Raw genomic sequence first — 23,826 nt, 5'->3', positions numbered from 1 at the left:
CGCGCCCTCACACCGCCAGAAAAGCCGGGATGCGGATATGTCGCCGCCCGACCTCGACGAATTGGGGGTCGCGCTTCGCCGCCCACACGGCCGCGAAATGCCCGATGGCCCATAGCGCGATGCCCACCAGCCAGAGGCGCAGGCCGAGGCCCACGGCCCCGGCCAGCGTTCCGTTCATGATGGCGATGGCGCGCGGTGCGCCGCCGAGCAGGATATGCTCGGTCAACGCCCGGTGGACCGGGATCGAGAATCCCGGCACCGCGTCGAGCTGTTCGAGGCCGCCCGCCATCAAACGAGCGCCCCGCCGCCGAACGAGAAGAACGACAGGAAGAAGCTCGACGCCGCGAAGGCGATGCTGAGGCCGAACACGATCTGGATCAGCCTGCGGAACCCGCCGCTGGTATCGCCGAAAGCCAACGTGAGGCCGGTGGCGATGATGATGATGACGGCGACGATCTTGGCAACCGGCCCCTCGATGGACTGAAGGATTTGCTGAAGCGGCTGCTCCCACGGCATCGACGATCCCGACGCATGGGCGGCCGGGGCGAGCATGAGACTGATGGCAAGGATGGATGCGGCGGTCGCCATGCGGCGATAGCCGCGCGAAATCGTGCGGATCATGAAGATTCTCCTGTGTTGGTGGGGATTGCCGAAGGGATGGGATGCGTGATGCGGTAGTCGCCGTCCGGCCCCAGCCCTTCGACGCGGGCAAGCTCGGCAAGCCGGCGCGCGGAACCACGCCCGGAAAGGACGGCAACAAGGTCGATTGTCTCGGCGATCAGGGCGCGCGGGACGGTGACGACAGCCTCTTGAATGAGCTGTTCAAGGCGACGGAGCGCGCCGATGCCGGTGCCGGCATGGATGGTGCCGATCCCGCCCGGATGGCCGGTGCCCCACGCTTTCAGAAGGTCGAGGGCTTCCGATCCGCGCACCTCGCCAATGGGGATGCGATCCGGGCGCAGGCGTAGCGAGGAACGGACCAGATCGGAAAGCGTTGCCACGCCGTCTTTCGTCCGCATGGCGACAAGGTTCGGCGCGGCGCATTGCAGCTCGCGCGTGTCCTCGATGATGACGACGCGATCCGCCGTCTTCGCCACCTCGGCGAGCAGCGCATTGGTCAACGTGGTCTTGCCGGTGCTGGTGCCGCCCGCCACGAGGATGTTGGCGCGGGAAGAAACGGCCGCGCATAGCGTCGCGGCCTGATCGGCGGACATGATGCCCGCCGCCACATAGTCGTCGAGGCTGAACACCGCGACTGCGGGCTTGCGGATGGCGAAGGTCGGGGCGGCGACCACCGGCGGCAACAGGCCCTCGAACCGCTCCCCGTTCTCCGGCAACTCGGCCGAGACGCGCGGGCTGCGGGCGTGAACCTCCGCGCCGACATGATGCGCGACCAGCCGCACGATGCGTTCGCCATCGGCGGCGGACAGCCGTTCGCCCGTATCGGAAAGCCCTTCGGACAGCCGGTCCACCCAAAGGCGGCCGTCCGGGTTCAACATCACCTCGGCCACGGCCGGGTCTTCGAGCAGCCGGGCAATGACGGGGCCGAGCGCGGTGCGCAACATGCGCGCGCCGCGCTGGACCGCTTCCTGCCTGTGGTGGTTGGTGGTCATGTCGGCCCCGCTTCTTCATGGGGCGCGACATGCGATCCCCGGATCGGGGTCGATTAAAAAAGCCCGGAATTGGGCTGGTTCAACAAGTATCTAGCTGCGTGCGGTGATCGGCGGCGAACGGCGGCAAATAGGATGGGTCCGAATACTTACTCTTGATCGCCGTTGCTCTCGGACTCGTCCGGCAACGGATCGTCGGGAAGTGAGTCGAGGTCACGCGACAGCTCTTTGAGGAACCTGTCGCCCGTCGCCAGACGCCGGCCGATATTTTGCATGAAGCCCTCGAACCGCTCCGCGCCTTTGGCGCGGGCAGCGGATTGTGCGGCTCCCGTGAGCGGCGGCGTGATGGTCATCCAGAAATGGATGAACTGCGCGACTGTCTCGCCGAGAACGGCGAGATCTAGGTCGAGCGTGTCGATCTGCCGGCCGAGCTTGTCCAATCGGCGCGACATGGCGGCTTCAAGCTGGTCGGCGGAATCGCCGGACAGGTAGGACATGACAGCCGCCTCCACGATGGCGGATTTCGAGACATTGCGGCGCAGGGCCACCGAGCGGCGCAGCGCCATCGCTTCGATCTGCGGAATGAGCGCGGGGTCGAAATAGAGATTCAGGCGGGTTCTGGTTGCCATGGGCGTGTCCTCAAAGGTCGATTCCATCATCGGGGTTCAGCGCCACCTGCCGCGCCACCATCCTCATGCGCTGGCGCATGGCGCGGGCCTTGGCCGCGTCAACGTCTGGCTCGTCGCCCAGGAACTCGAACTCCTGTTCGGGCGATGGCGGCGGGGTGACGATTTCCTCTTGGCTTGGCAATTCCGGCTCGCGGCGGATGCCGGCATTGGCCGGGTCGCCCTCGGCCTCGTCTGCGGCGGCCGTCGCGGAACGGCTATCCGCCGCGACCACGCGGCCGGACCAGTCATCGGCGGATGGGCTGGGCGCCAGCGGAGCGGCGACCAGATCGGGCGGGGTCAGGATGCGTTCCTGAAACCGCGCATCCTCGAAATAGCGGGCTTTGGTCGCGCGGATCGGCGGCGTGCCGGCGACCATCACGATTTCGTCCGTGGGCGGAAGCTGCATGATCTCGCCCGGCGTGAGCAGCGGCCGCGCCGTCTCCTGCCGTGACACCATCAAGTGACCTAACCACGGGGCTAGGCGGTGCCCTGCGTAGTTGGTGGAGTCGCGCAGCTCGGTCGCGGTGCCTAGTGCGTCTGAAACACGCTTCGCCGTCCTTTCGTCGTTCGTGGCGAAGCTGACGCGGACATGGCAGTTGTCGAGGATCGCGTTGTTCGGCCCATAGGCGCGCTCGATCTGGTTGAGGCTCTGTGCGATCAGGAAGCCTTTGATTCCATACCCCGCCATGAAGGCGAGCGCCGATTCAAAGAAGTCGAGGCGACCGAGTGCTGGAAACTCGTCCAGCATCAACAGCAGCCGATGGCGCTTGCCGGAGGTGGTCAATTCCTCGGTCAACCGCCTGCCGATCTGGTTGAGGATCAGGCGAATAAGCGGCTTGGTGCGGTTTATGTCGGATGGCGGCACGACCAGATAGAGCGTGACGGGCTGGCGGCTGCCGACCAGATCGGCAATGCGCCAGTCGCACCGCGCCGTCACCCGCGCCACCACGGGATCGCGGTAGAGGCCGAGAAACGACATGGCGGTGGAGAGCACGCCCGACCGTTCGTTCTCGGATTTGTTCAACAGCTCGCGCGCCGACGATGCGATGACGGGATGAACGCCGCTCGGCCCAAGATGCGGCGTGTCCATCATCGCGCGCAAGGTCGCCTCGACCGGGCGGCGCGGGTCGGACAGGAAGTTGGCGACGCCCGCCAAGGTCTTGTCCTTCTCCGCATAGAGAACATGCAGGATCGCGCCGACCAGCAAGCTATGGCTGGTCTTTTCCCAATGGTTGCGCTTGTCGAGACTGCCTTCGGGATCGACCAGAATATCCGCGATGTTCTGCACGTCGCGGACTTCCCATTCCCCTTGCCGGACCTCCAGCAGCGGGTTGTAGGCGGATGATACAGCATTGGTCGGATCGAACAGCAGCACGCGGCCATGCTTCGCGCGAAAGCCCGCTGTCAGCGTCCAGTTCTCGCCTTTTATGTCGTGGACAATGCAGCTTCCCGGCCATGTCAGCAGCGTCGGTACCACCAGCCCGACACCTTTGCCGCTGCGAGTCGGGGCGAAGCACAACACATGCTCCGGCCCGTCATGGCGCAGATAGTGCCGGTCGTATCTGCCGAGCACCACGCCATCGGGGCCGAGCAGACCGGCGGCGCGGATTTCGCGATCCTCCGCCCATCGCGCCGAACCATAGGTGGCGACGTTGCGCGCCTCCCGTGCCCGGATGATCGACATGAGGATGGCGGCGGCGATGGCGATGAAACCGCCGGACGCCGCGATGATGGCTCCTTCGACGAAGATTGCGGGCGCATAGGCGTCAAACGAAAACCACCACCAGAAGAAGGCCGGCGGATAATAGACCGGCCAGCCCGCCAGCTCGAACCACGGATTGCCAAGCTGGAGCTGGAAGCGGAGGCGGAACGCCGTCCATTGCGTCGCTGCCCACACCATCACCAGAACGATGGCGAAGACGACAGCGATCTGACCCCAAAGGATTCGGCCTCCGCGCAATGCAGCCTCCAGTCGGCAAAAGAGACGGAGCCGAACAGAGAGTAGTCAGAATCGGGATGGGCAACAGGAAAGAGGATGCCGGAGGGCTGCCGGATACTATCGGCGGCAAATAGGACGGGTTCCCTTCACGTTATCCGGCCGAGTGGTCGCCATCGCGCAACTGGCCGGGCGAATCGCCGAAACGCCTCATATTGTTTGCAAGGTTGAGCAGGTTTTTCAGCGCGGCGCTGCGATTGAACGGCAACCAGACAGCGGTAAAGGCAACCGGCTCTGGTTCATCCGCAAAAGGTAGGAAGACGATTCCGGTCGTCGGCAGCAGCGCCGTGGCCGCGCCGACGATGGTGATGCCGAAACCCTGTCCGACCATGGACAACATTGTTCCACGCTCCACATCGAAGCGCAGGATCGACGGCGCAGGCCAGCGTCCGGCATGGCGCAGCACGATATGGTCGTGGACTTGCGGGCCAGTGCCGCCATAGCGGACAAGGAAGGTCTCGCCGGCCAGATCGGCCCATGTGATAGCCGCCTGCCCGGCAAGGCGATGCTGTTCCGGCAGCACCGCCACCAGCGGTTCAGTCCAGATCGGGCGGGCATGGCAGTCGGGCAATTCAAGCTTGCCGGCGACGAACGCCACGTCGAGCCGGTCGGCGCGAAGCTGCATCACCGCGTCGCGGGCCGTGCCTTCGATCATCTCGATCTCGATGCCGGGATGGTCTTCCCGGTATTGTGCGATCAGATCAGCATGGAAGCTGCCGGGGATCAGGGCATGGATACCGATGCGCAGACGACCCCATTTCCCTGCCGCCGTCATGCCTGCGGTCTTCACCGCATGGTCGAGCTGATCGACGCCGGCCGCTATCCGCTCGACGAAGTGGCGTCCGGCCTCAGTCAGTCGCACGCCCCGAGCATGCCGCTCGAACAGAAGGATGCCAAGGTCTTCCTCCAGCGCCTTTACGCGCGCGCTGACGCTGGATTGCGCCACGCCGAGCGCATTGGCCGCGTGGCGGAAGTTCAGATACTCAGCGACGGCAAGCGTCTGGATCAGCGATGCGAGGGGGATACGCGATCCGAGCGTGGTCGGCACGCCCCATGGGCAACCATTCATCGGTGCTGATCGCCGCCGTCGCATCGCTCAAATGCCACTACAGTGCTTCATTGCACGCCGTAGCGGACGCAGTTGCTTGGCTTCCTTAGAATGACGCATTGGATTGCCCCTCCCTCTATGTCGCCTACTACGCACAAGTGACTTGCATGATGGAAGTTACACCATTATGGATGTGTCATGCAACGAACAAGCTTTCTGTCATTAGAGTGTCCCGCAGCCCGAGCGCTGGAAAGCGTCGGTGACTGGTGGAGCATCTTGATCCTGCGGGACGCCTTCCAAGGGTTGAGCAAATTCGATGAATTCGAGAAGAATCTCGGTATTTCCGCGAACATTTTGGCGAGGCGATTGAAACATCTCACAGCCGAAGGGTTGTTTGAAAGGCAACGATACAATGATCATCCGCCTCGATTTGAATACGTCCTTACCGACAAAGGGCGAGATTTCTATCCGGTAGCAATCGCCCTGTTCGCATGGGGAAACCGGAACCTTGCGCCCAATGAAATAGCCATGCGCCTTGGCGACAGGGAAACTGGTAGGGAACGAAACGCCATCATAGTCGATGCGGATACTGGAGAAAAAATCACTCCTGAAAACACGGTTCTTCTAGCAGGCCCAGCGGCAACGGAAGAAACGATGCGCGTCATAAACCGCGTGAAGCGGATAAGCTCAGAAAAAGGAGCGGAATAATCCAATGCGTCGAATTGTTGTGACCGGCATGGGTTTAGTCGGCCCTCTTGGTTCCGGGGCTGAAATAAGCTGGAACAGACTCCTTGATGGAAAATCAGGCATTAGAACATTGCCTGATGAAATTTCCAGCAATCTACCAGTGAAAATCGGGGGACTCGTTCCTAGCCTGATTGAAGATTCCGAAGCCGGTTTCGATCCCGATTTGATCGTTGACACAAAGGATCAACGAAAAATGGATCGCTTCATTCTGTTTGCACTTGCGGCCGCAAAGGAGGCTCTTGAAACGGCGGGATGGCATCCCGCGAGCGACTACGAATTTGAGCGCACAGCAACGATTATTGCTTCTGGTATAGGCGGGTTTCCCGCTATCGCTTCGGCAGTTCGCATAACCGACACTCGGGGGCCACGGAGGCTATCACCGTTTACCGTACCATCGTTTCTTGCCAACCTCGCGGCGGGACAGGTTACCATCAGGTATGGATTTACAGGCCCAATTGGCACGCCTGTAACCGCCTGCGCTGCCAGCGTTCAGGCCATCGGCGACGCCGCGCGGCTGATACGCTCCAACGAAGCCGACATCGCTCTGTGCGGCGGGGCAGAAGCGTGCATTGATACGGTTAGTCTCGGGGCATTTGCTGCCGCGCGAGCACTATCCATGGGGTACAATACTACGCCGGAAATGGCGTCGAGGCCGTTCGACACCGAGCGCGATGGTTTCGTAATGTCCGAAGGGGCGGGTCTGATCGTCATAGAGGAATTGGAACATGCCCTGGCTCGGGGTGCCACGCCCATAGCCGAATTGGTGGGATACGGCACAAGCGCTGATGCACACCATATGACTGCCGGTCCAGAGGACGGTCGAGGTGCGGCCCGTGCGATGAAAATCGCGCTCCAGAGTGCCGGGTTGAAGCCAATCGATATTCAACATTTGAACGCTCATTCCACCTCCACTCCCGTAGGAGATCGAGGAGAAATTGCCGCGATAAAATCCGTGTTTGGCAATCATGATGTGGCCGTAAGCGCCACGAAATCGGCGACGGGGCACCTACTTGGTGCCGCAGGTGGTATTGAGGCAATCTTCACGATACTCGCCCTACGGGATCAAATCGCTCCCCCCACGAGAAACTTAGAAAACCCCGATCCTGTTGCCGCAGGTATCGACCTAGTTCACCGATCTGCGCGGCCCGTTCTCATGGAACATGCCATTTCCAACGGATTCGGCTTTGGCGGCGTTAATGCAAGTGTCGCTTTCCGGCGATGGCAATAACAGTCCCGGACGGTGCTTCCGCGACCACTTCGGCTCACGCCCTCGCTATCCGTGGCGGTACTGAATTCGTGCAGACCTGCCGGCCCATGTCGCTGGCGACCGTGAGCAGGTTGCGCAGCGCGGCGCTGCGGTTGGACGGCGACCAGACAGCCGAGAAGGCGACCGGCTCGGGCTCATCGGCGAAGGGCAGGAAGACAATGCCGGTTGTCGGCAACAGCGCCGAGGCGGCCCCGACGATGGTGATGCCGAAGCCCTGTCCGACCATGGACAGCAGCGCGCCGCGCCCCACGTCGAAGCGCAGGATCGACGGCGCGGGCCAGCGTCCGGCATGGCGCAGCACGATATGGCTATGAACCTGCGGGCCGGTGCCGCCATGCCGAACAAGGAACGTCTCGCCCGCCAGATCGGCCCATGTAACGGCCGACCGCTCGGCGAGCGGATGCTGCTCCGGTAACACCGCCAAGAGCGGTTCGGTCCATATGCGGCGGGAATGGCAGTCGGGCAACTCGGGCGTGCCGGCGACGAACACCACGTCCAGCCGGTCGGCGCGAAGCTGCATCACCGCTTCGCGGGCTGTGCCTTCGGTCATTTCGACTTCAACGCCGGGGTGGTCTTCGCGGTATTGGCCGATCAGCTTTGCGAGGAAGCTGCGAGGGATCAGGGCATGGATACCGATGCGAAGCCGGCCGCTTTCTCCGGCTGCCGCCATGCCGGCGGTCTTCACCGCATGGTCGAGTTGGTCGATGCCTGCGGCTATCCGCTCGACGAAGTGGCGTCCAGCCTCGGTCAACCGAACACCCCGCGCATGGCGCTCGAACAGAAGGATGCCAAGGTCTTCTTCCAGCGCCTTCACGCGGGCGCTGACGCTGGATTGCGCCACGCCGAGCGCATTGGCGGCGTGGCGGAAGTTCAGATATTCGGCGACGGCGAGAGTGTGAACTAAGGTCATCATCGGCACTCGCCCCGAGAGGAGATGATGGCTCAACGGATTTAATCCGTCATTCCTCGTAAGTCTACGCATACCAATTCGCCATGACTCAATCACAATGAAGTTGCGAAAGGTCTGAGTAGTATTGGCAGACATATTAAATAGAGGATCGCGCCGACAATCCAAACCCAACCGTTCCATGCTCCTATGGTGGCAGAATAGAGTGCCGTGAAGCCAAGCGGTCCCGCGATAGAGCTTAGATTGGTGAGGCTTGTAAGCGTTCCCTGTAAAGCTCCTTGCTTGTTACTGCTGACATTGTTTGAAAGCATTGCCTGCAAGGCCGGCATGCCAACACCTCCGGCGGCAAGCAGCAACAAAATCGGGAACACCATCCATCCCTGCGTGGCAAAAGCCAGAAGAATGAAGCCAGTCGCATCCGCAGCCATGCCAAAGAGTAGCGTGCGCCGCTCTCCAAGCCGGCTTGAAAGCGGGCCGGTAACAAACGCTTGGAAGATCGCATGTGTTGCTCCAAATGCCGCAAGCGACAAACCAACAGTCGTGGTGTCCCACTGAAAACGGTCCTCGCCATAGATGACCCATAGGGCCGCAGGCACTTGGCCGATCAGTTGAATAATGAAGAAGACTGCGAAAAGCGCAGCTAGCCCGCGCAATGCATCATCCAGCCGGAACAGAACGAATGGTTTGATGCGAACCGGCTTTCCGGTCCCGCCATGGCTGTGATGAGTCTCCTTGAGAAAAATGCAGGCAAGCAGGAACGCGAAGCCGTTGAGAAGGGCAGCGGCGATAAACGGAGCATGGGCAGAAATACCACCGAGCATGCCACCAAGTGCTGGCCCGGCAATCATGCCTGCTCCATAACAGGCCCCCATGTAGCCGAACCAGCGTGCGCGAGAACCTTCCCCCGTCGAATCGGCAATGGTTGAGGCAGCTACGGCTCCGGTTGCTCCCGTGACGCCAGAAACGAGTCGGCCGATATAGAGAACCCATAAGACCGGCGCTGATGCCATAATCGTGTAATCGACTGCGGCCCCCGCAAGAGAAGCCAGAAGCACCGGACGCCGGCCGTAAGCATCTGAAAATTTTCCAAGCACGGGCGCGAAGACGACCTGCATCAACGCATAGAGTGACAGCAAAGCACCATAGTGACCAGCGACCTGTTCCGCCGGCACAAGCTCGCGCAGAAGCGTCGGAAGGACCGGCATGATGAGGCCGAGTCCCATGGCGTCGAGACTGACGATCAGCAGGGCGATGATGGCAGAGCTGCGCACCTGAAACTCCAGCGCCGCTCAATGCGAGCGACTTTATCAATGATAAGAACATAGACATAGAAATTATCGTTGATAAATTGTCAAGCACTGGCAGAGGAACGTGAATGACCAAACTGGACAAAGGCACCGTGATCGCAGCGGCGCTGGAGCTGCTGAACGAGGTTGGCATGGACAACCTGACGACGCGAAAGCTCGCTGAACGCCTCAAGGTTCAGCAGCCTGCGCTTTACTGGCATTTCCAGAGCAAGCGCGCGCTGCTTGACGCACTTGCGGAGGCGATGTTGACGGAACGCCACACCCGCTCGCTACCCGAAGAGAACGAAGACTGGCGGCTATTCCTGAAAGAGAACGCCCAGAGTTTCAGAACGGCGTTGCTCTATTATCGCGACGGGGCGCGCATCCATGCCGGCACTCGACCGACAGAACCGAATTTTGGCACTGCCGAGACACAAATACGCTTTCTCTGCGCGGCGGGCTTTGGTCCGAAGCACGCTGTTTGGGCGCTCCGGGCGGTCAGTCACTATGTGGTCGGTTCCGTTCTCGAGCAGCAGGCATCTGATGCCGATGAGAGAATGTCGGACAGATCAGATGTGTCCGGGCAGGCAGCATCGTCCTTCCTGCACGATCTGTTTCACGAGTTGGAAACAGAAGGCATAGATGCTGCGTTCAACTTCGGACTTGACAGCCTCATCACCGGTTTCGAGCGGCTACGTTCATCTACAACAGATTAGAGGCTTATCCCCCTCTGCCGCGCGAGTTGCCACGATTCCGATCCGCCCTGCACGACGCCCATGACCTCGCGGCCGAGCTGGCGGTCGATGACCGGCCGCCAGCGGTGCCCTCCGTGATTTCGATGTCGAGATTGGGATGGTCCTTCCGATACTGGCCGACCAGCTCTGCAAGGAAGCTGCCCGGAATCAGGGCATAGACACCGATGCGTAGCCGGCCGCATTCGCCTTGCGCTGTCATGTCGGCGGTCTTGACGGCGTGATCGAGCTGATCGACGCCCACCGCGACCAGCTCCATGAAATGTCTGCCTGCATCCGTTAGCCGGACGCATCGCGCATGGCGCTCGAACAGCAGGACACCAAGATTTTCTCCAGCGCCTTCACGCGCGCGCTGACGCTCGACTGACTGACGCCGAGCGCGTTGGCCGCGTGCCGAAAATTCAGATGCTCGGCAACGGCCATGAACTGAACAAGGGAAATGAGCGGTATCCTGCCGGACAGGATACCGCCATTCATGAAGCTGCGATGACGGGTGCGCCGCATGGGTGCCGACCGTCCTGCCAGTCGCCGGTCAGACGACCGGCGACCTCTCGGCGTGAACGTCACGGAATCGAAGTAGCGCAAGACCCGTCGAAACTAGCATCGCCATCGTCGTGGCGTAACAGATCACGGGCCAAGCCGTATCTCCGTTCAACAGCGTTACCGCTAGTGTCCCGACGATGCTGACGATCAGGCTTTGGACGCAGAAATAGAAGGCGACTGCCGATCCTGCGATGTCGTCGAACTGTGCGAGAGCACCATTGGCGGTGACGGACACCGTGAAGACAATACCGACTGCCATTACCCACATTGGCAGGATGAAGCTGAGGAACGATGGTGAGCCGAAAAATTCACCGATTCCCAACAGAATCGCCCCGCAAACGAGCAACGCCATCCCACGCGCCGCGCATCCCGCAATGCCCCATCTGGCTACAAAGGACTTCGCGAAACGGGTTGTCACAATCATGGCGAGTGCGACAGTGGCGAAAGCCAAACTGAACCCGATTTCGGAATAATCGGCTTGGCCTATGAGCACTCGGGGGGCTGTCGAGAAGAAGACGAAGAAGGTGCCCATGCCAGCGCTAAAGCCGACCGTGTAAACCCAAAAGGTTGGACTCACGAAGATAGGCAAAACGGAACGGCGTGTGTTTACTTCATCCGAGGGGCGGGTTTCGTGCCATCTGAAACCGGCGTTCAAGAGTGCAGGCAACGCAAGTGCAGCCAGCGTGACGAATATCGCCCGCCATCCGAAAAACTCGCCGATCAGTGCTCCGGCGATGGGGCCAAGGGCGGGCACGAAGGCCAGCATCGAACTGAAAAGACCGTAGATGACGACACCCTCGGGGCGGCTGGCATAAACGTCGCGAACCGTCGCGAACGTCGCTACCAACGCCGCCGACGCGCCGACCGCTTGTAGCAGGCGAAAAGCGACGAAGGCTGCGGCCGTTGACGACCATGCCGCTCCGAGAGAAGCGACGATGAAAAGCGCCCCACCCGCAAGCAAGATCGGCCGTCGCCCGATGCGATCCGATATTGGGCCAAAGATCACCTGTCCCACGCCGAGCATGACCATGTAGAGGCTCAACGTGAGCTGGATCATGGATGGCGTCGTGTTTAGGATGCCGGGCATCGCTGGGACGACGGGGAGATAAATATCCATCGCCAGTGACGCGAGGATGTCGAAGGGAGCCATCAGCAGCAGGGCTGCCGGCAACGTATAGGCCCACGCGGGGCGTGTGATAGTCATGACGAATCAACCGCTCGATTAAAGATTCCGGGCGGCGTCTGCTCGTCAACAATCAGATTGGGATTGATCTTACAGAACGCCGCAACAACAGTGCTTGTTGTTGCGGCTTACTTGTCTGCTGACTTAGCGTTTCCCATGCTGATAGCTCCACACTTGGCAATACGAATATCTATCTCCTATCCGAATAGCGCCGGTGTCGCAACGCCGTTTCAGGTGCTCTAAAGTCCCAACCCCCTTTGCCGCCCTAGCTGCCACAACACCGATCCGCCCTGCACGACGCCCATGACCTCGCGGCCGAGCTGGCGGTCGATGACTGGCCGCCAAGGGACAAGGGTGAACTCATGAGATTGCTCGACCACCGCGAACTTGCCGCTCGATAGCTGCACGGTGCCGGTGAACTTGCCGCTGACGTTCTCGCCGTCCGTGGCGGCGCGGAACGGCAGCCCCTTCCTTTCGGCCATCTCCGCGCCGACGCGGGCGACCTCCCGCTCGCGCAAGGTGGCGAGAAGGCTGCGCCGATAGAAGATGCGGCCGTTCCGCGCTCGGGCAGCGTCGCCCTCTTCGATGTGATGCTCGCGGCGCTGGTCCATCGCCTCACGCACTTGCTGTCCGAAGCCGGCCGGCGCAAGATCGTCCGTTTCGCTATGGACCAATCGCCGGTCCAGCCAGGTCGCGCCATCCGATCCGACCTGCTTGCCTAGATCGAACGGGGACAGGACGCGAACGCTGGCCTGCCGGTCGCGGCCGGCGTCATGGACGGCGGCGCGGCTGACCAGATCATCGGGAATGCGCCATTGATCTGCGTCGATGCGTTCGACGATCCCGGCCCGGCGTAGCGCCTCCAGTCGGCGGACATGGGCATCGACATAGCCCTCATAGTCGCCGCTCGGAACGCGGCCCTCAAACTTCGCCTGCTCCAGATGGCGGCTCGGCCGATAGATGCCGTCCTCGGCGATGGCTGTGATGGAGCGGTCGGACGGTCGGGCCGTGGCCTCGGCCGGGCCGACCTCAATGACGCTGCCGATGCGGACATCCTCCAGCCGCTCGGGCGCGATGCCGGCGATGTGGTGCGTGCGGCCGTCGATCCCGTCCACCACAACGGTCAGGTTCTCCCCCAGCTCGTCGGACAGGTGCTTGTCCACGACGCGACCGACGATAGGCGTCTCGGGCGCTCCGTCATGGATTTGGAAGCTCATGGGATCGCGTTCGCCTCCCTGCGGGCCGAGCGCCTTCTGCATGGTGCGGATAATGTCGCCACGCTCGCCTAGCTCGCGCAGGGCAGGCTCCATGTCCTTGCTCAATTCCCAAACGGCGGGCGCGTGCTCGGTCGCCAGCCCCATCTTCTCCAGCTTGCCGAGCCTGCGCAAACGCAGCGTCCGCTCGAACTGCCGCTTCGGCTCCGCCGGTTCATGGCGCAGGTCGAGGAAACGGGCATCGGCTTCCTCGACCATGGCGCGGTCGATGCGGGTGAAACGGTCTTGGTCGATTTCGGCGGACAGCTTGCGGGTCTGCTCGATCTCGGTGACGGGGCCGAGTTCCAGACTGGCAAGCTCGCTGGCGCGTTCGCGCAGGCCAGCGGACAGATAGTCGCCATTGATGACTAGATCCCCGCCCGTATCGTCGCGGCCGTTGACAATGACATGCACATGGGAATGGCCGGTGTTGTAGTGATTGACGGCGACCCAATCGAGTTTCGTGCCGAGGTCGGCTTCCACCTGTTTCATGAAATCGCGGGTGTAGGCCGTGAGGTCCGACAACTCCGCGCCGTCCTCGGGCGAGACGATGAATCTGAACTGGTGGCGGTCGTCCTTGCCGCGATCAAGGAAGGCGTCGCCATCGGCGCGGTCCTCGGTCGCCGAATAGAGCCTGCCGCGCTCGCCATCGCGTGACGTGCCGTCGCGCTGGACATAGCGCAGATGTGCGCGGGCGCGGCCGCCCTTCCATGCGGCCCGGATGCTGCGCTGCTTGACGATCACGCGGCGGCTGCCCGGCTGGCGATGATGCCAGTGGCCGGAGATGTTCCGGGCGCGCACGAAGCTCGTGCCACGCCCGCGCTTCACGCCCTTGCCGCTGGCGACCATGGCGCGGGACCGCCCCGGCGATGACGGGCGAGCGGATGACGGCATGGAAGGATCGCGGGAGGCTGCCGCCTGATGCTGGCGGGTGATCTTCTTGACCTGCGTGAAAAAGCTCTTGGTCTTGCCGGCCTTCGGCGTGTCGGATCGGATGCGGCCGGGCTTCGGACGGAAGCGGTTTTCGTCGTCGGCGCTCACGGGCGCGACTCCTGACGAAACCGCCGAAAAACGGCCGATATCGGCCTATGGTGCCGCTCGAAACCCTGCAAAGCCAAGGCTTTGCGCGAAATCGCGGCACGCGGCCCCTCAAAACCATGGTGCCGGAACCGGCAACCTAACCAGTGTGCAGACAACAATAATTTCCAGAAGCGGCCCGATATGGTGCCGTCTTCTTTAATCTTGCCCTCCGCCCTTTCTGCCTTTCTGCCCCACCTGCCGGGAATCCAGCCGGGCGCAAACCTGCCCGACTGGATGCCGAAAACAGCGCCGCCGAGCGCGGGAACGCCGCCCTCATGGCGTTCCCCCGTCGCTGGCGCTCGCCACGAAAATGCTGCCGTCCTGCGGCTCCGCACGGGCGGGGTCGTGCGCCGGAACGGCAGCGCGGCCGTCGCCAGATTGCGCCTCGGACGGCGGCGCACTGGCAGCCCGCGTGTCGGCCGGGCGCATGACGAATAGTGGTGCCTCGCGCCAATCGGGCGGCGGTGCCGGTGGTTGCAACGGCGCATCCGATGGAGCCGCGCCGCCAAGGATCGGGGCGAGCGCGGCGACATAGGCGCGTGTCTCGGCGGGAAGCGGTCGGCCCGTCGCGCGGTGCTCGTCGTAGCGGCCGGGACCGGCATTATAGGCCGCAAGCATCGCGCCGACATTGCCGTAGCGGTCGAACATCTCGCGCAGATAGGCCGTGCCTGCCATGATGTTGTCGCGCGGGTCGTAGGGATCGCGGCCGAGGCCACAGCGGACGCGCTGGCCCGCCCATGTGTCGGGCATCACCTGCATCAATCCCATCGCGCCGGCCATTGAGACCGCGCGCACATCGCCCGCGCTCTCGGCGCGCAGCACGGCGCGAATCCAGTGCTCGGGGATGCCGAAACGCTGCGACGCCTCGGCGATGTGCGCCGCATAGGGATGGGCGACAGCCGGGCGCTCAACCGACGCGGATTGCGCGACAGCGACGCCCGATCCGGTGCAGACGGAAAGCGCCCCCGCCAGCAGCAGGACGGCATAATGCCATACCGGCCTGTCTCCGCTTCGCCGCCAGCCTGCCAGCGTGCTCGCTGCGGTCAAGGGCAAGGCGTAAGCGCCGGCCGATGACCGCCCCTGACCTTCGCTGCGCGCGCCGGCCGTCTGGTCGCCGAGCGGGACGAAGGGATGAGACGGCTTTTCCGCGAACAAAGGGATGCCGATCTTTGACCGGATGGCGGGCCGGACGCGCGCGGCCTTCATTCCTCGTCCTCGATCTTCCGGGGGTGCTTCCAGCGCAGGGTCCAGACCGAAGGATCGTCATTGGACTGGAACAGTTTGGCGCGGATCGGAGACGGGAAGATCGGCCCTTCCAGTCTCATAGAGACGAACTCGCCAGCGTTTTCGCTGGAGTCTTTCCATGCCGGGCCGGCGTCCGGGCCATCCTCGCTATCGAGACGCACGCGATAGTCGGGCGCGTTCTTCACATCGCTCGGTTTGGCCGGGACGATGAACAGCTTCTCGTGGAGGCCGAACGAATGAAGCTCTCCCGCATAGCCGGTTTCGGTGCGCGTGAAGGTGCCTATCTCTGCCATGAAAATCTCCTGCGGTTGGTTCTCGGGGGTGGTTTCAGTGCGTCTGCGCGCGCCATTCGTAGCGGCCGACGCCTTCCTCATCGGTCCAGAGCGGGACCGCTCGGCCGATGACGGAAGCTGCGGGGGTGCGTCCGAAATAGCGGCCGTCGAGGCTGTCGCGGACGTCCCAGTTCATGAGGAAAAGCTGGTCGTCGCCGATAACGCGGCAGCCCTGCCAGACAGGCAGATCGCGGCCGAGGCTGTCGCGCTCCAGCGCCTCGCCCATCTCGATCCCGTCAACGGTGATCGTGCGGCCGATGCGGCAGACCCGCTGCCCCGGCAGGCCGAGGACGCGCTTCAAGAGCGGGACGCCTCGCGCGATATAGCCGCGCTCGGCCATGAAGGCGGCGAGTGGTTCGGGCGGCATGACGGCGACCAGCTCGGGCACGTCGAGCGCGTCGGCCGGCTCGACGGTGTAGAAGCCGATGGGCGCGCTGGCCGTGGCGTTCCAGATGAGTTTCGCAGGCCAATCGACCATGCCTCCGGTGGCGACGCCGATGACGGCCAGCGCCGTCGCCGTGAGAGTGCGGCGGCGCGTCATGGGTCGATCCTTCGGCGATGAAGCCAAGCGGCGTGTCGCTCGGGGGTGTAGGCGTGCGGCTCCAGATTGGCGGTCAAACGGTTGTGGACGTGCCGCCAGTGGTCCGGCGAGGCGTCGGCCGGATCGAGGCCGAGTGCATCCACGGCGTCGATGGCTGCAAGCGCGCGCTGCACCTTGGGCCAGCTATCGAGGCGCAACAGGATTTCGCCACCGGGGCGCACAAACGGCAATGTCTGGAACGGCTCGCCCCGACCGATGGCGCGCACAATGTCGATGCGGGAAACGACCGTGCCATGCTCGCCAGATGCCCATCGGACGAAGGTGAAGACGCTGCCCGGCGCGAAGCCGACGACGCTGCGGCGGCGGTCGATGATCTGTTCGTAGCTCTTGCGGCCGAAGCGTATCCAGTGCTCGACCTTGCGTTTCTCGAAGGTCAGCTCGACCAATGTTGTGAAGGGCGCAGGCCCGTCCGGCAGCGGACGGCCGTGCGCGCTGCGATGGGCGCGACGGGTCATTGTTCGTCTCCGGTGATGTGCTGGGGGCCGCTCGGGCGCAGCGCGTCGAGCGCGGCCATCATGGCTCGCTCCTCCGGGCAGAACCGGCACCACGCTTCACCTGCGCGCGCGTCAAAGAAAAAGAGTTAGATTCTCTGTTAGATAAGTTAGCGGTCGGATTCCGCTTTTCAGGCCAAAGCGTTAGCTGCGGTTCGTGCGCCTGATCTGCCGATAGTGATGCGCCTGATGTGCCGATACCCCGTGCGCCTGATGTGCCGATGGTATTAACAGGGTTATCAACAGTGCCTGTTGATAAGTTTTCGGGGCGGATACGCAGCAGCTCGCGGCCGTCTCCCCGCTCGATCTGGAGGCGATAACCGGGGAGCGGCTGGCGGGCCGCTATCCGGCGCAGGTCCAGCGCGAAGTCGGACGGCCGCGCGAGACTGCCGGATTTCTGATGAAGGTGCGCGACCTCGAAAATCCAGCCGTGGCGCTGGTGCCCGGCGTGCTTTCGAGCGACGCGGTAAAGCCATCGCTCGATGCCGCCAGTCAGCCGGAAATAGGCCGGGTCTATGGTCAGGACCAGCGAATGGTCGATGACGCTATTGTAGAACCATTCGGGCAGGACGAACTCCATGCCCTCGACGCGGCCGGCGCGCGTCGTCATTTCCTCCCACTCGTTGATCCATGAGAATTGCCGGCGACGCCAATGCGGGCCGTTGCGGATCGTGGTGGCAATGACGGTCGATTGCAGCCGCGCCAGCGCGGCTTTCAGAAGCCGGTATTGGTGATTGCCGGTCGGCCGCCCGATGGCGCGCAACAGATGATAAGGCGTGAACCGGACGAAGCGCGAGGTGGTGAGGCCGTTGTTTTCGGCCGCGACGATCTGCGAGGCCGCCCATATCAGCACATCGGCATCCCAGATGGTCGCCATGCCGTGCTCGGGCATCCCGAACACTTGCACCTCTATGTCGGCGGCCTTGTAGAGAATCGGCTTGGTGCGCGGGGTCTTCGCCAGCGAGAAAAACGGCCGTTCCATCAAATCGCGCTGGTCGCGGGGCGGCGCGTCGCCCGTTGCGACCACGAAGGGGTCGAGGCGGCTGCGCTCGCTGTCCTCGGCCGGCCGCGCGGGGTCGTGATCGTCCTCGCGCAGCATCTAGCAGTCGCCCCGTTCTTCGGGCGTGAGCGGACGCGCGGGAAAAACGGTGCCGGCGGTCTTGTCGCGGGTGGATTTGCGCTCGCCCGTCGCGCTCCAGTCTTCCAGATCGCGGACGGTGTAGAGGACGCGGCCGCCGACCTTGCGATAGGTCGGCCCGGTGCCATAGGTGCGATGTTTCTCAAGGGTTCGGACGGATATGCCGAGGAAGCGCGCGGCTTCCTTGGTGCGCAACAGGCGCGGCGGCAGGCCCGCAAGCGGGTTGGGCATGGATCACCTCCAGTCGGAATTGGGCTGCCGGGGACGGCAGCGGACTGTGGCGAACCTTGGCGAGGGATCGGCGGCGCGTAGCGTGCCGCATTTGCGCCTATGCGCTGGCGGCACCCCCCTTCGGGGCGGTGCGCGGCCAATAGATGAGGGATTTCAGCGGCTCATCGCCTGCCGCGCTGAATAGGCGAAGACATTCGCACGCGGTTCGGCTAAGAATGTGGATGGAGCAGACGCGCTGCTCTGGGGCGTCGAAACCCCTCTGTTACCGGTTGGTGCCGGCCGTGACGGCACCAAACTCCTTGACCTTATGGTCGGGGAGCCTGTGGCGTATACAACAGGCTTTCCGAGCTAAAGGCCATGGGGCCGTGTAACAGCGGTTTCGAACTCCCCGATCACCAAGAGTCAGAGAGAATCGTTTGCGGGGGCGCACCGCAGACACAGCCTCTCGGATGCGGGGAATGACTATGAAGGTGCCCGTCGAACTCGATCCCGATGTGGACGATGAAGCGCCGACCGGCGACGCCATAACCGCCTATGACGAACGGCACTACGTTACCTATCTGCGCCTTCTCGATGCCAAGGCCGAGGACGCGGACTGGAAGGAAGTCGCGCGGATCGTGCTGCACCGTGATCCGGTGGTCGAGGAACTTCGGACGCGCCGTTGCTGGCAAAGTCATCTCGAACGTGCGCAATGGCTGTCGCGCGAGGGCTATCGGAAGATTCTGGAACAGGCGGCAGCCAACAAGGCGTGAGGTCAACAGCCGAGAACGATCAACGCTTGTCGGGCTTGATCGGATAGTGGAGCAGGAGGCGATAGCCCCCGCGCATCATCTTGATGCCGTGCGCGACCAGGCGGCGAGCTTTGTTCTTGCGCGGATCGCTCTCAAAATCCTCCTTGGTGCCACGAAAGCCGAGCAGGACTTCAGCGATGGTGCGATAGCTTTCGCCGCGCAACCGCGCGTCGAGCGCGCGCAGGGACAGGATGTGCCATTGCCGGAGCTGGGTGGGGATCGCCCGGAAGTCGGGACCGGGCGCACGGCCGTTGAGGGATCGCCAGAAACGGCGGACCGCGTGAACGCGCAGCTCAAGAAATGAATCCATCGGCAGCGTAGCGGCATAAAAAGCGCCCGCGCCCGGCGTTGCCTCGGGCAGCCAAAATTGGTGTTTGACGCCATCCACCTGCCAGATGCCGTGCCAGCCATCGGCAGCGCGGCGCAGGTCGAGGCCGTAGAGATGCGCCAGCGTCAATATTGGTTCGGTGTCGTCGTCCTTGTGATCGACCGGCGACAACATCACGGCTTGCGGTTGAAGGCGCGGATTCCAGATCGGCGATTGCCGATCATGCGGCGCGTCGGGATCGCAGGGGAAATCGCAAACCCCAGCGATGCGCGAACTCTTCAAGCTCGCGGGCAGCCGCCCCTCCGGTCAATGCGATGGTCTGGCAGTCCCGACGATATTCGTCGTTACGGCGCAGGTATTCCCAAGCGAAACCAGCGGCAGGGATGTGCTTTGTGTGCCCGTATGCCGCCGGAGATCGCCAATCGATGCTGAGCATGGCGTCACCTCCCCAAGCCGGGATGCTGAGCAGCGCCCGGCAAAAAGAGGTTCAAGGATCACTGCAGATATAGAAGCCGCTCAAAGCAGATACCTTGAGCGGCTAACCCGAACATCTTTTAGTATTTTTGGCTTGGCGACAGCCGGTGATTCCGCGACGCCTGCCCGTATGAGCACGGACAGGCAGTCATGTTCTCATCTGCTGGAAAACACATGCACCTCGCCGTGCGCCGTCTCGATGGTGAACAAGTCGCCGCTCATATCTGCGTCGCGCGCCATCGCTTCCCAATTGACATAGTAGCGCAGCGCCTCAGGGATGGTGATGCTCTCGGAGGTCAACTCCTCCATGTAATCGGCGAGGCTGGCGAACTGACCATGATAGCAGTCCTCCAAGGTGGATTCGGCTTGGTCCATGTCGCCGCTGAACTGCTCCAGCAGGCCCGCGCCAAGTGCGCCATGCTCTGCGATGAAAGCAGCCATCCGTGCCACGCTGTCGATGCCGGCATATTCGGAGATGCTGACGCCCTCGAAACCCTCATAGTCATGAATGGCGTATTCCTCCGCATCCTCGACGGGGGAACGGGCAAGTATCGCGGCAATCTCGTCCCTGATCTGGCCTGCGTCCTGATCCGCGTCGATCCACGCTCCATGCAGATAGCCGTTGTTGTAGGCGGCAAGGCAGGCAACATAGATGCGGGGGTTGCTGTCGGCTGGGCTGGTCATGTCTCTGTTCCTCGGGTCTGAAGGTCAGCGAAGCGGAACGCCGCGCCTGACCTTCTGGCCGTCGCCGAGACTGGGGTAGCAACGAGCAAGGGCGGCCGGGGTGGAGGGGGATCACCCGGTCTGCACAAGCGAAGCGCGGAAGGCTGGGGATACCGCCCCGGACGGTTTCACTTACCTTGCTGGCGCGAGGGCAAGGCCCTTAGCAAATTTGTTGATGGTCACGCGGCGGCAGCCGCGCCGGCCCGGAGGCGAATGGGCTTCCACATTGCGCTGTAGCTGTAGAGAGCCGGAGGGCAGTCAATGACAATGCCCCGACACGGAAGCGTGGAGGGATGGACATGCCAGAGCATATAGCCCGACAGGCGCGTATCCTTGCCGATCACGACACGATGGCGGTGGTCACCGCGACGAAAGACACGGCCAGCCGCCATGCCGACGCGCAAGGCGGTTTCCGCCGTCATCGCGCCTTCGTTGGCTTTGCCACGAATACCGTCTGTGCCGAAATATTTGCGCACCATAAGGTCGATTATCCTGTCGTCGGGTCGCCCTCAAAGGGGACATGCCTGCTGAACCGCGAATATAGAGAAATATCCCGAATGTGCAGTTAACGAATTCTTGCGGTTTCTTTCAGCGCCGCCAATACCGCCAGCCCGTCGCGCAAGGGGCGCGGCTCGTGTGTGCGGATGAAGTCAGCTCCACCTGCGGCGGCGGCAAGCTCTGCAGCGAGTGTCGCGGCCCCGACATCCCCCGGACCACGGCCTGTGAGCGCGCGCAGAAAGGATTTGCGCGAAACAGACAGAAGCACCGGCAAATCGAAGCGCAGCCGCAATTCATCGAACCGCGCCAGCACCGAGAGCGAGGTTTCGGGAGCAGCCCCCAGAAAAAACCCCATGCCGGGATCAAGGACAAGGCGGTTGCGTTTGATACCGGCACCCGTCAGCGCCGCGATGCGCGCGTCAAAGAACGCCGCAATGTGATCCATGATGTCGCCAGCGGGTGCCTCGCGCCGATCTGCCTGCCCGTCTTGCACCGAATGCATAACGACGAGTTTGGCAGATGATTTCGCCAATTGCGGATAGAACGCAGCGTCTGGAAAACCGCGAATATCATTGAGATAGGCCACACCACGCGACAAGGCATAGGCTTGCGTCGCGGGTTGATAACTGTCGAGCGAGACGGGAATGCCATCTGCCTTGAGCGCGTCCAGCACCGGCGCGATACGCGCGATTTCTGTGTCGGACGAAACAGGCGCGGCGTCGGGATTGCTGGATGCCGGACCGAGGTCGATCACATCTGCCCCCTCGGCCATCAGCTTACGCGCCTGCGCAATGGCTGCGTCTGGCGCCAGATACCGGCCTCCATCGGAGAAACTGTCCGAGGTTATGTTGACGATGCCGAAAATGATGAGCGATTTATTCATGGGGGCTTCTATAATAATAATAATCGAGCATGAGTCTCATCCTGCATTCCCCAAGTGGCGTGTCGTTTGAGGTGAAGATCGCCTGTATCCGAGCGCTAGACAAGGATTTTCTGCCGCAAGCGGCACCTGCGGTCGCGCAGACTGCTGGATCTGGACGGATCAGACCGCGAAGCCGCTGTTTCCTTGCCCAGGGGCGGCGTTTTTCAGCGCAGCGGACAGATCTGTCCAGCCGCTTTCGTTCAGTTTGAGCGTGGATCGCGATCATGCGCATAGCGGTGGCGCTCGCAATCGGCGGATAGCGGCGAGGATGGCGCGTACCATCGTGCCGGTGACAGCGACCTCGGCCAGCTGGAAGGTGATGGTGCGGGCGTGACGGACCACACGTGCCCCGATCTTGATCAGCTTCAGTTGCAGGCTGGTCAACGACCAGTCGGCCATGGCCTCGGGCAGCTCGATGCAGTGCAAGAAGGTGGCCAGGTTGTACGCCAGGGCGTGCAGTTGCAGCCGCACCTCATTGTCGCGGAACTTCCGGCACGACAGCCGCGTCCAGCGAAAGGCGTATTTGCCCTCTTTGATGTGCTGCTCGGCGGTGCCGCGCTGGTTGTAGAACCGCACCACCCAGTCCGGCTCCATCGGCAGGTTGGTGACGATGAAGCCGACACGCGGGAACAGTTCGCCCGGATGCCATTCGATCTTGGCGATCACCCGGCGTTCCTTGTCCCAGGACGCCGCCTGATACTCGAATTCCTCGAAGAACCGCTTGACCTTGGTCAGTGACGGCCGCCCGACAGGGCGCGTTAGCCGATGCGCGATCTTGTCCTTGAGGACCGCGTTTGCGGGCAGCCGGATGGCGTAGAAGAACCGCGCTTCTTCCAATCGCTCATAGATCGCCGGGATCGCGTAGGCAGCATCGGCCCGGAAGAACCTGCCACCAAGGTCGCGCTCCGCGTAGCGCGCAATGACGGGGTCGAGAACATCACGCCAGCCATCGGCGCTGTGGACGTTGCCATGGCGCAGGGCGCAGCGTTCCAGCATCCCGAACTGGTTGAACAGAAAGTTGGGGTGATAGCAGCTACAGTCGAAATGGCCATTCCAGGCGGACCCTTCCTGGTCGCCATGGGTCGGGCTGACCGAGCTGTCCATGTCCAGAACGATGTACTTCAGCCCGTTACGGTCATGGAACCGGTCGATCCATTGCCCGTTCAGGTCGGCCAGCGCGGCACGGTTCCCGGCCAGAGCCAGCGTCTCGGTCTCGAACCGTCCCATCTGCGATGCCGAGGCCGCTTGTGCATCGACCGCTCTGCCGCCGACAACTTGGCGCATGACCGGATCGCAGGCGAGACGGTTGGCGTCGTTGACATCCTCGTATCCGGCCAGCCGCCCAAAGACTGATTGCCGGAACAGGCCGTCGAGCCGATGGACCGTGTTCTTGCCAGAGCGAGTATCGCGCAGCGCCGCTGACGCCAAATCGGACAACCCGAGCGCGTCATCAAGCTCGCGCATCACCAGAAGGCCGCCGTCGGAACTGAGCTGCGTGCCGCGAAATTCCAGCCGCACGCGAGGGTCGAAATCCACACGATCTGCCCGTTGCAAGCCCGCACCCTCTGGGTGATCCATGAAACGCGCCCCTCGCAGCCTTCAACACCATGTTTTATATAGGAAATATAATGGTCAGGACAGCGAAATCAGCGCCTTACTTGGGAAATGTGGGGCCAGAATATTCTGGCATTTCTAGGGCACTGTCGCGATGG

General features: G+C 62.6%; 26 protein-coding genes and 2 pseudogenes. 4 read left to right on the top strand and 24 right to left on the bottom strand.

Annotation, left to right across the window (positions count from 1 at the left end; all coding sequences use genetic code 11):
- Window positions 1-7: 7 nt before the first annotated feature.
- The 6 genes from O9Z70_RS11630 to O9Z70_RS11605 all read right to left on the bottom strand — a co-directional run bounded on the left by O9Z70_RS11630 (window position 8) and on the right by O9Z70_RS11605 (window position 5,343).
- Complete coding sequence (locus tag O9Z70_RS11630) at window positions 8-289, bottom strand: VirB3 family type IV secretion system protein (RefSeq protein ID WP_023514520.1); 282 nt, start codon at window positions 287-289, stop codon at window positions 8-10.
- A complete protein-coding gene (locus O9Z70_RS11625) occupies window positions 289-621 on the bottom strand; it encodes a TrbC/VirB2 family type IV secretion system protein (protein ID WP_023514521.1) in 333 nt (110 codons plus the stop codon). Before O9Z70_RS11625 ends, O9Z70_RS11630 begins: the two co-directional genes overlap by 1 nt.
- Window positions 618-1,613 carry a P-type conjugative transfer ATPase TrbB gene (gene trbB, locus O9Z70_RS11620; RefSeq protein ID WP_023514522.1) on the bottom strand — a complete coding sequence of 332 codons (996 nt, stop codon included), beginning with the start codon at window positions 1,611-1,613 and terminating at the stop codon, window positions 618-620. The genes O9Z70_RS11625 and trbB overlap by 4 nt, the downstream gene beginning before the upstream one ends.
- A 146-nt stretch (window positions 1,614-1,759) precedes the next feature.
- Complete coding sequence (locus O9Z70_RS11615; RefSeq protein WP_023514523.1) at window positions 1,760-2,239, bottom strand: hypothetical protein; 480 nt, start codon at window positions 2,237-2,239, stop codon at window positions 1,760-1,762.
- A gap of 10 nt (window positions 2,240-2,249) precedes the next feature.
- Window positions 2,250-4,238 carry a conjugal transfer protein TraG gene (locus tag O9Z70_RS11610; RefSeq protein WP_023514524.1) on the bottom strand — a complete coding sequence of 663 codons (1,989 nt, stop codon included), beginning with the start codon at window positions 4,236-4,238 and terminating at the stop codon, window positions 2,250-2,252.
- A 130-nt stretch (window positions 4,239-4,368) separates the two neighbouring features.
- Window positions 4,369-5,343 carry a LysR family transcriptional regulator gene (locus O9Z70_RS11605; protein WP_023514525.1) on the bottom strand — a complete coding sequence of 325 codons (975 nt, stop codon included), beginning with the start codon at window positions 5,341-5,343 and terminating at the stop codon, window positions 4,369-4,371.
- A gap of 177 nt (window positions 5,344-5,520) precedes the next feature.
- Here O9Z70_RS11605 and O9Z70_RS11600 point away from each other — a divergent pair, with 177 nt between their 5' ends.
- Together O9Z70_RS11600 and fabF are read left to right on the top strand one after the other, a co-directional pair.
- Entirely contained in the window at window positions 5,521-6,030 is a 510-nt protein-coding gene (locus tag O9Z70_RS11600; protein ID WP_037405040.1) for a winged helix-turn-helix transcriptional regulator, read from the top strand.
- Between the two features lie 4 nt (window positions 6,031-6,034).
- Entirely contained in the window at window positions 6,035-7,297 is a 1,263-nt protein-coding gene (gene fabF / locus O9Z70_RS11595) for a beta-ketoacyl-ACP synthase II (protein ID WP_037405038.1), read from the top strand.
- Window positions 7,298-7,331: 34 nt separating this feature from the next.
- On the opposite strand, the gene O9Z70_RS11590 is transcribed toward fabF, so the two are convergent.
- Both O9Z70_RS11590 and tet(G) read right to left on the bottom strand, forming a co-directional pair.
- The gene (locus O9Z70_RS11590) at window positions 7,332-8,249 is read right to left on the bottom strand and encodes a LysR family transcriptional regulator (protein ID WP_024269982.1); all 918 of its coding nucleotides are present in this window, start codon (window positions 8,247-8,249) and stop codon (window positions 7,332-7,334) included.
- 89 nt (window positions 8,250-8,338) lie between these two features.
- Window positions 8,339-9,514, bottom strand: a complete 1,176-nt coding sequence (gene tet(G), locus O9Z70_RS11585; protein ID WP_024269981.1) for a tetracycline efflux MFS transporter Tet(G) — start codon at window positions 9,512-9,514, stop codon at window positions 8,339-8,341.
- A 104-nt stretch (window positions 9,515-9,618) separates the two neighbouring features.
- Here tet(G) and tetR point away from each other — a divergent pair, with 104 nt between their 5' ends.
- On the top strand, window positions 9,619-10,245 hold the full coding sequence (tetR, locus tag O9Z70_RS11580) for a tetracycline resistance transcriptional repressor TetR (protein ID WP_023517523.1): 627 nt from the start codon (window positions 9,619-9,621) through the stop codon (window positions 10,243-10,245).
- On the opposite strand, the pseudogene O9Z70_RS11575 reads toward tetR, so the two are convergent.
- The 10 genes and pseudogenes from O9Z70_RS11575 to O9Z70_RS11530 form a co-directional block, all read right to left on the bottom strand.
- Window positions 10,242-10,346 (bottom strand): annotated as a pseudogene (locus tag O9Z70_RS11575) (DUF3363 domain-containing protein); the annotation flags it as partial. The gene tetR and the pseudogene O9Z70_RS11575 sit on opposite strands and share 4 nt — an antisense overlap.
- A gap of 214 nt (window positions 10,347-10,560) precedes the next feature.
- A complete protein-coding gene (locus O9Z70_RS16335; protein ID WP_023517525.1) occupies window positions 10,561-10,785 on the bottom strand; it encodes a helix-turn-helix domain-containing protein in 225 nt (74 codons plus the stop codon).
- A 28-nt stretch (window positions 10,786-10,813) separates the two neighbouring features.
- Window positions 10,814-12,028: a chloramphenicol/florfenicol efflux MFS transporter FloR gene (floR, locus tag O9Z70_RS11565; protein ID WP_024269980.1), complete on the bottom strand. Its 1,215-nt coding sequence runs from the start codon at window positions 12,026-12,028 to the stop codon at window positions 10,814-10,816.
- Window positions 12,029-12,246: 218 nt separating this feature from the next.
- Window positions 12,247-13,752 (bottom strand): DUF3363 domain-containing protein, encoded by a 1,506-nt coding sequence (locus O9Z70_RS11560; protein WP_502870197.1) that lies wholly within the window; start codon window positions 13,750-13,752, stop codon window positions 12,247-12,249.
- A gap of 861 nt (window positions 13,753-14,613) precedes the next feature.
- Entirely contained in the window at window positions 14,614-15,546 is a 933-nt protein-coding gene (locus O9Z70_RS11555) for a lytic transglycosylase domain-containing protein (protein ID WP_099547417.1), read from the bottom strand.
- Window positions 15,543-15,878 carry a DUF736 domain-containing protein gene (locus O9Z70_RS11550; RefSeq protein WP_099547416.1) on the bottom strand — a complete coding sequence of 112 codons (336 nt, stop codon included), beginning with the start codon at window positions 15,876-15,878 and terminating at the stop codon, window positions 15,543-15,545. The genes O9Z70_RS11555 and O9Z70_RS11550 overlap by 4 nt, the downstream gene beginning before the upstream one ends.
- Before the next feature lie 34 nt (window positions 15,879-15,912).
- Window positions 15,913-16,458 carry a S26 family signal peptidase gene (locus O9Z70_RS11545; RefSeq protein WP_099547415.1) on the bottom strand — a complete coding sequence of 182 codons (546 nt, stop codon included), beginning with the start codon at window positions 16,456-16,458 and terminating at the stop codon, window positions 15,913-15,915.
- Complete coding sequence (locus O9Z70_RS11540) at window positions 16,455-16,973, bottom strand: DUF2840 domain-containing protein (protein ID WP_099547414.1); 519 nt, start codon at window positions 16,971-16,973, stop codon at window positions 16,455-16,457. Before O9Z70_RS11540 ends, O9Z70_RS11545 begins: the two co-directional genes overlap by 4 nt.
- 58 nt (window positions 16,974-17,031) lie before the next feature.
- Entirely contained in the window at window positions 17,032-18,108 is a 1,077-nt protein-coding gene (locus O9Z70_RS11535; RefSeq protein WP_099547413.1) for a replication initiator protein A, read from the bottom strand.
- Entirely contained in the window at window positions 18,109-18,378 is a 270-nt protein-coding gene (locus O9Z70_RS11530; protein ID WP_099547412.1) for a helix-turn-helix transcriptional regulator, read from the bottom strand. It abuts the gene before it with no gap.
- 464 nt (window positions 18,379-18,842) lie between these two features.
- On the opposite strand from O9Z70_RS11530, the gene O9Z70_RS11525 reads away from it, so the two are divergent.
- Window positions 18,843-19,130: a DNA -binding domain-containing protein gene (locus O9Z70_RS11525; protein WP_099547411.1), complete on the top strand. Its 288-nt coding sequence runs from the start codon at window positions 18,843-18,845 to the stop codon at window positions 19,128-19,130.
- A 19-nt stretch (window positions 19,131-19,149) separates the two neighbouring features.
- On the opposite strand, the gene O9Z70_RS11520 is transcribed toward O9Z70_RS11525, so the two are convergent.
- From O9Z70_RS11520 to O9Z70_RS11495, 6 genes and pseudogenes are all read right to left on the bottom strand, one after another.
- Window positions 19,150-19,779, bottom strand: coding sequence for a DUF2285 domain-containing protein (locus O9Z70_RS11520; RefSeq protein ID WP_199122727.1), 630 nt, complete (start codon window positions 19,777-19,779; stop codon window positions 19,150-19,152).
- Window positions 19,718-19,933, bottom strand: a complete 216-nt coding sequence (locus O9Z70_RS11515; protein WP_099547409.1) for a transcriptional regulator domain-containing protein — start codon at window positions 19,931-19,933, stop codon at window positions 19,718-19,720. Before O9Z70_RS11515 ends, O9Z70_RS11520 begins: the two co-directional genes overlap by 62 nt.
- Window positions 19,934-20,127: 194 nt before the next feature.
- Complete coding sequence (locus O9Z70_RS11510) at window positions 20,128-20,655, bottom strand: antirestriction protein ArdA (RefSeq protein WP_099547408.1); 528 nt, start codon at window positions 20,653-20,655, stop codon at window positions 20,128-20,130.
- A gap of 344 nt (window positions 20,656-20,999) precedes the next feature.
- Window positions 21,000-21,173, bottom strand: a pseudogene (locus tag O9Z70_RS11505) (phosphoglucosamine mutase); the annotation flags it as partial.
- Window positions 21,174-21,259: 86 nt separating this feature from the next.
- Window positions 21,260-22,075, bottom strand: coding sequence for a sulfonamide-resistant dihydropteroate synthase Sul2 (sul2, locus tag O9Z70_RS11500; RefSeq protein WP_001043260.1), 816 nt, complete (start codon window positions 22,073-22,075; stop codon window positions 21,260-21,262).
- A gap of 261 nt (window positions 22,076-22,336) precedes the next feature.
- Entirely contained in the window at window positions 22,337-23,692 is a 1,356-nt protein-coding gene (locus O9Z70_RS11495; protein WP_078527637.1) for an IS1380-like element IS1247 family transposase, read from the bottom strand.
- Between the last annotated feature and the right edge of the window lie 134 nt (window positions 23,693-23,826).

It is taken from the genome of Devosia sp. YIM 151766 (assembly GCF_030285925.1).
GTDB lineage: Bacteria > Pseudomonadota > Alphaproteobacteria > Rhizobiales > Devosiaceae > Devosia.
Note: the sequence above shows the minus strand (reverse complement) of the source record. Positions and strands in the feature narration are given on the sequence as shown.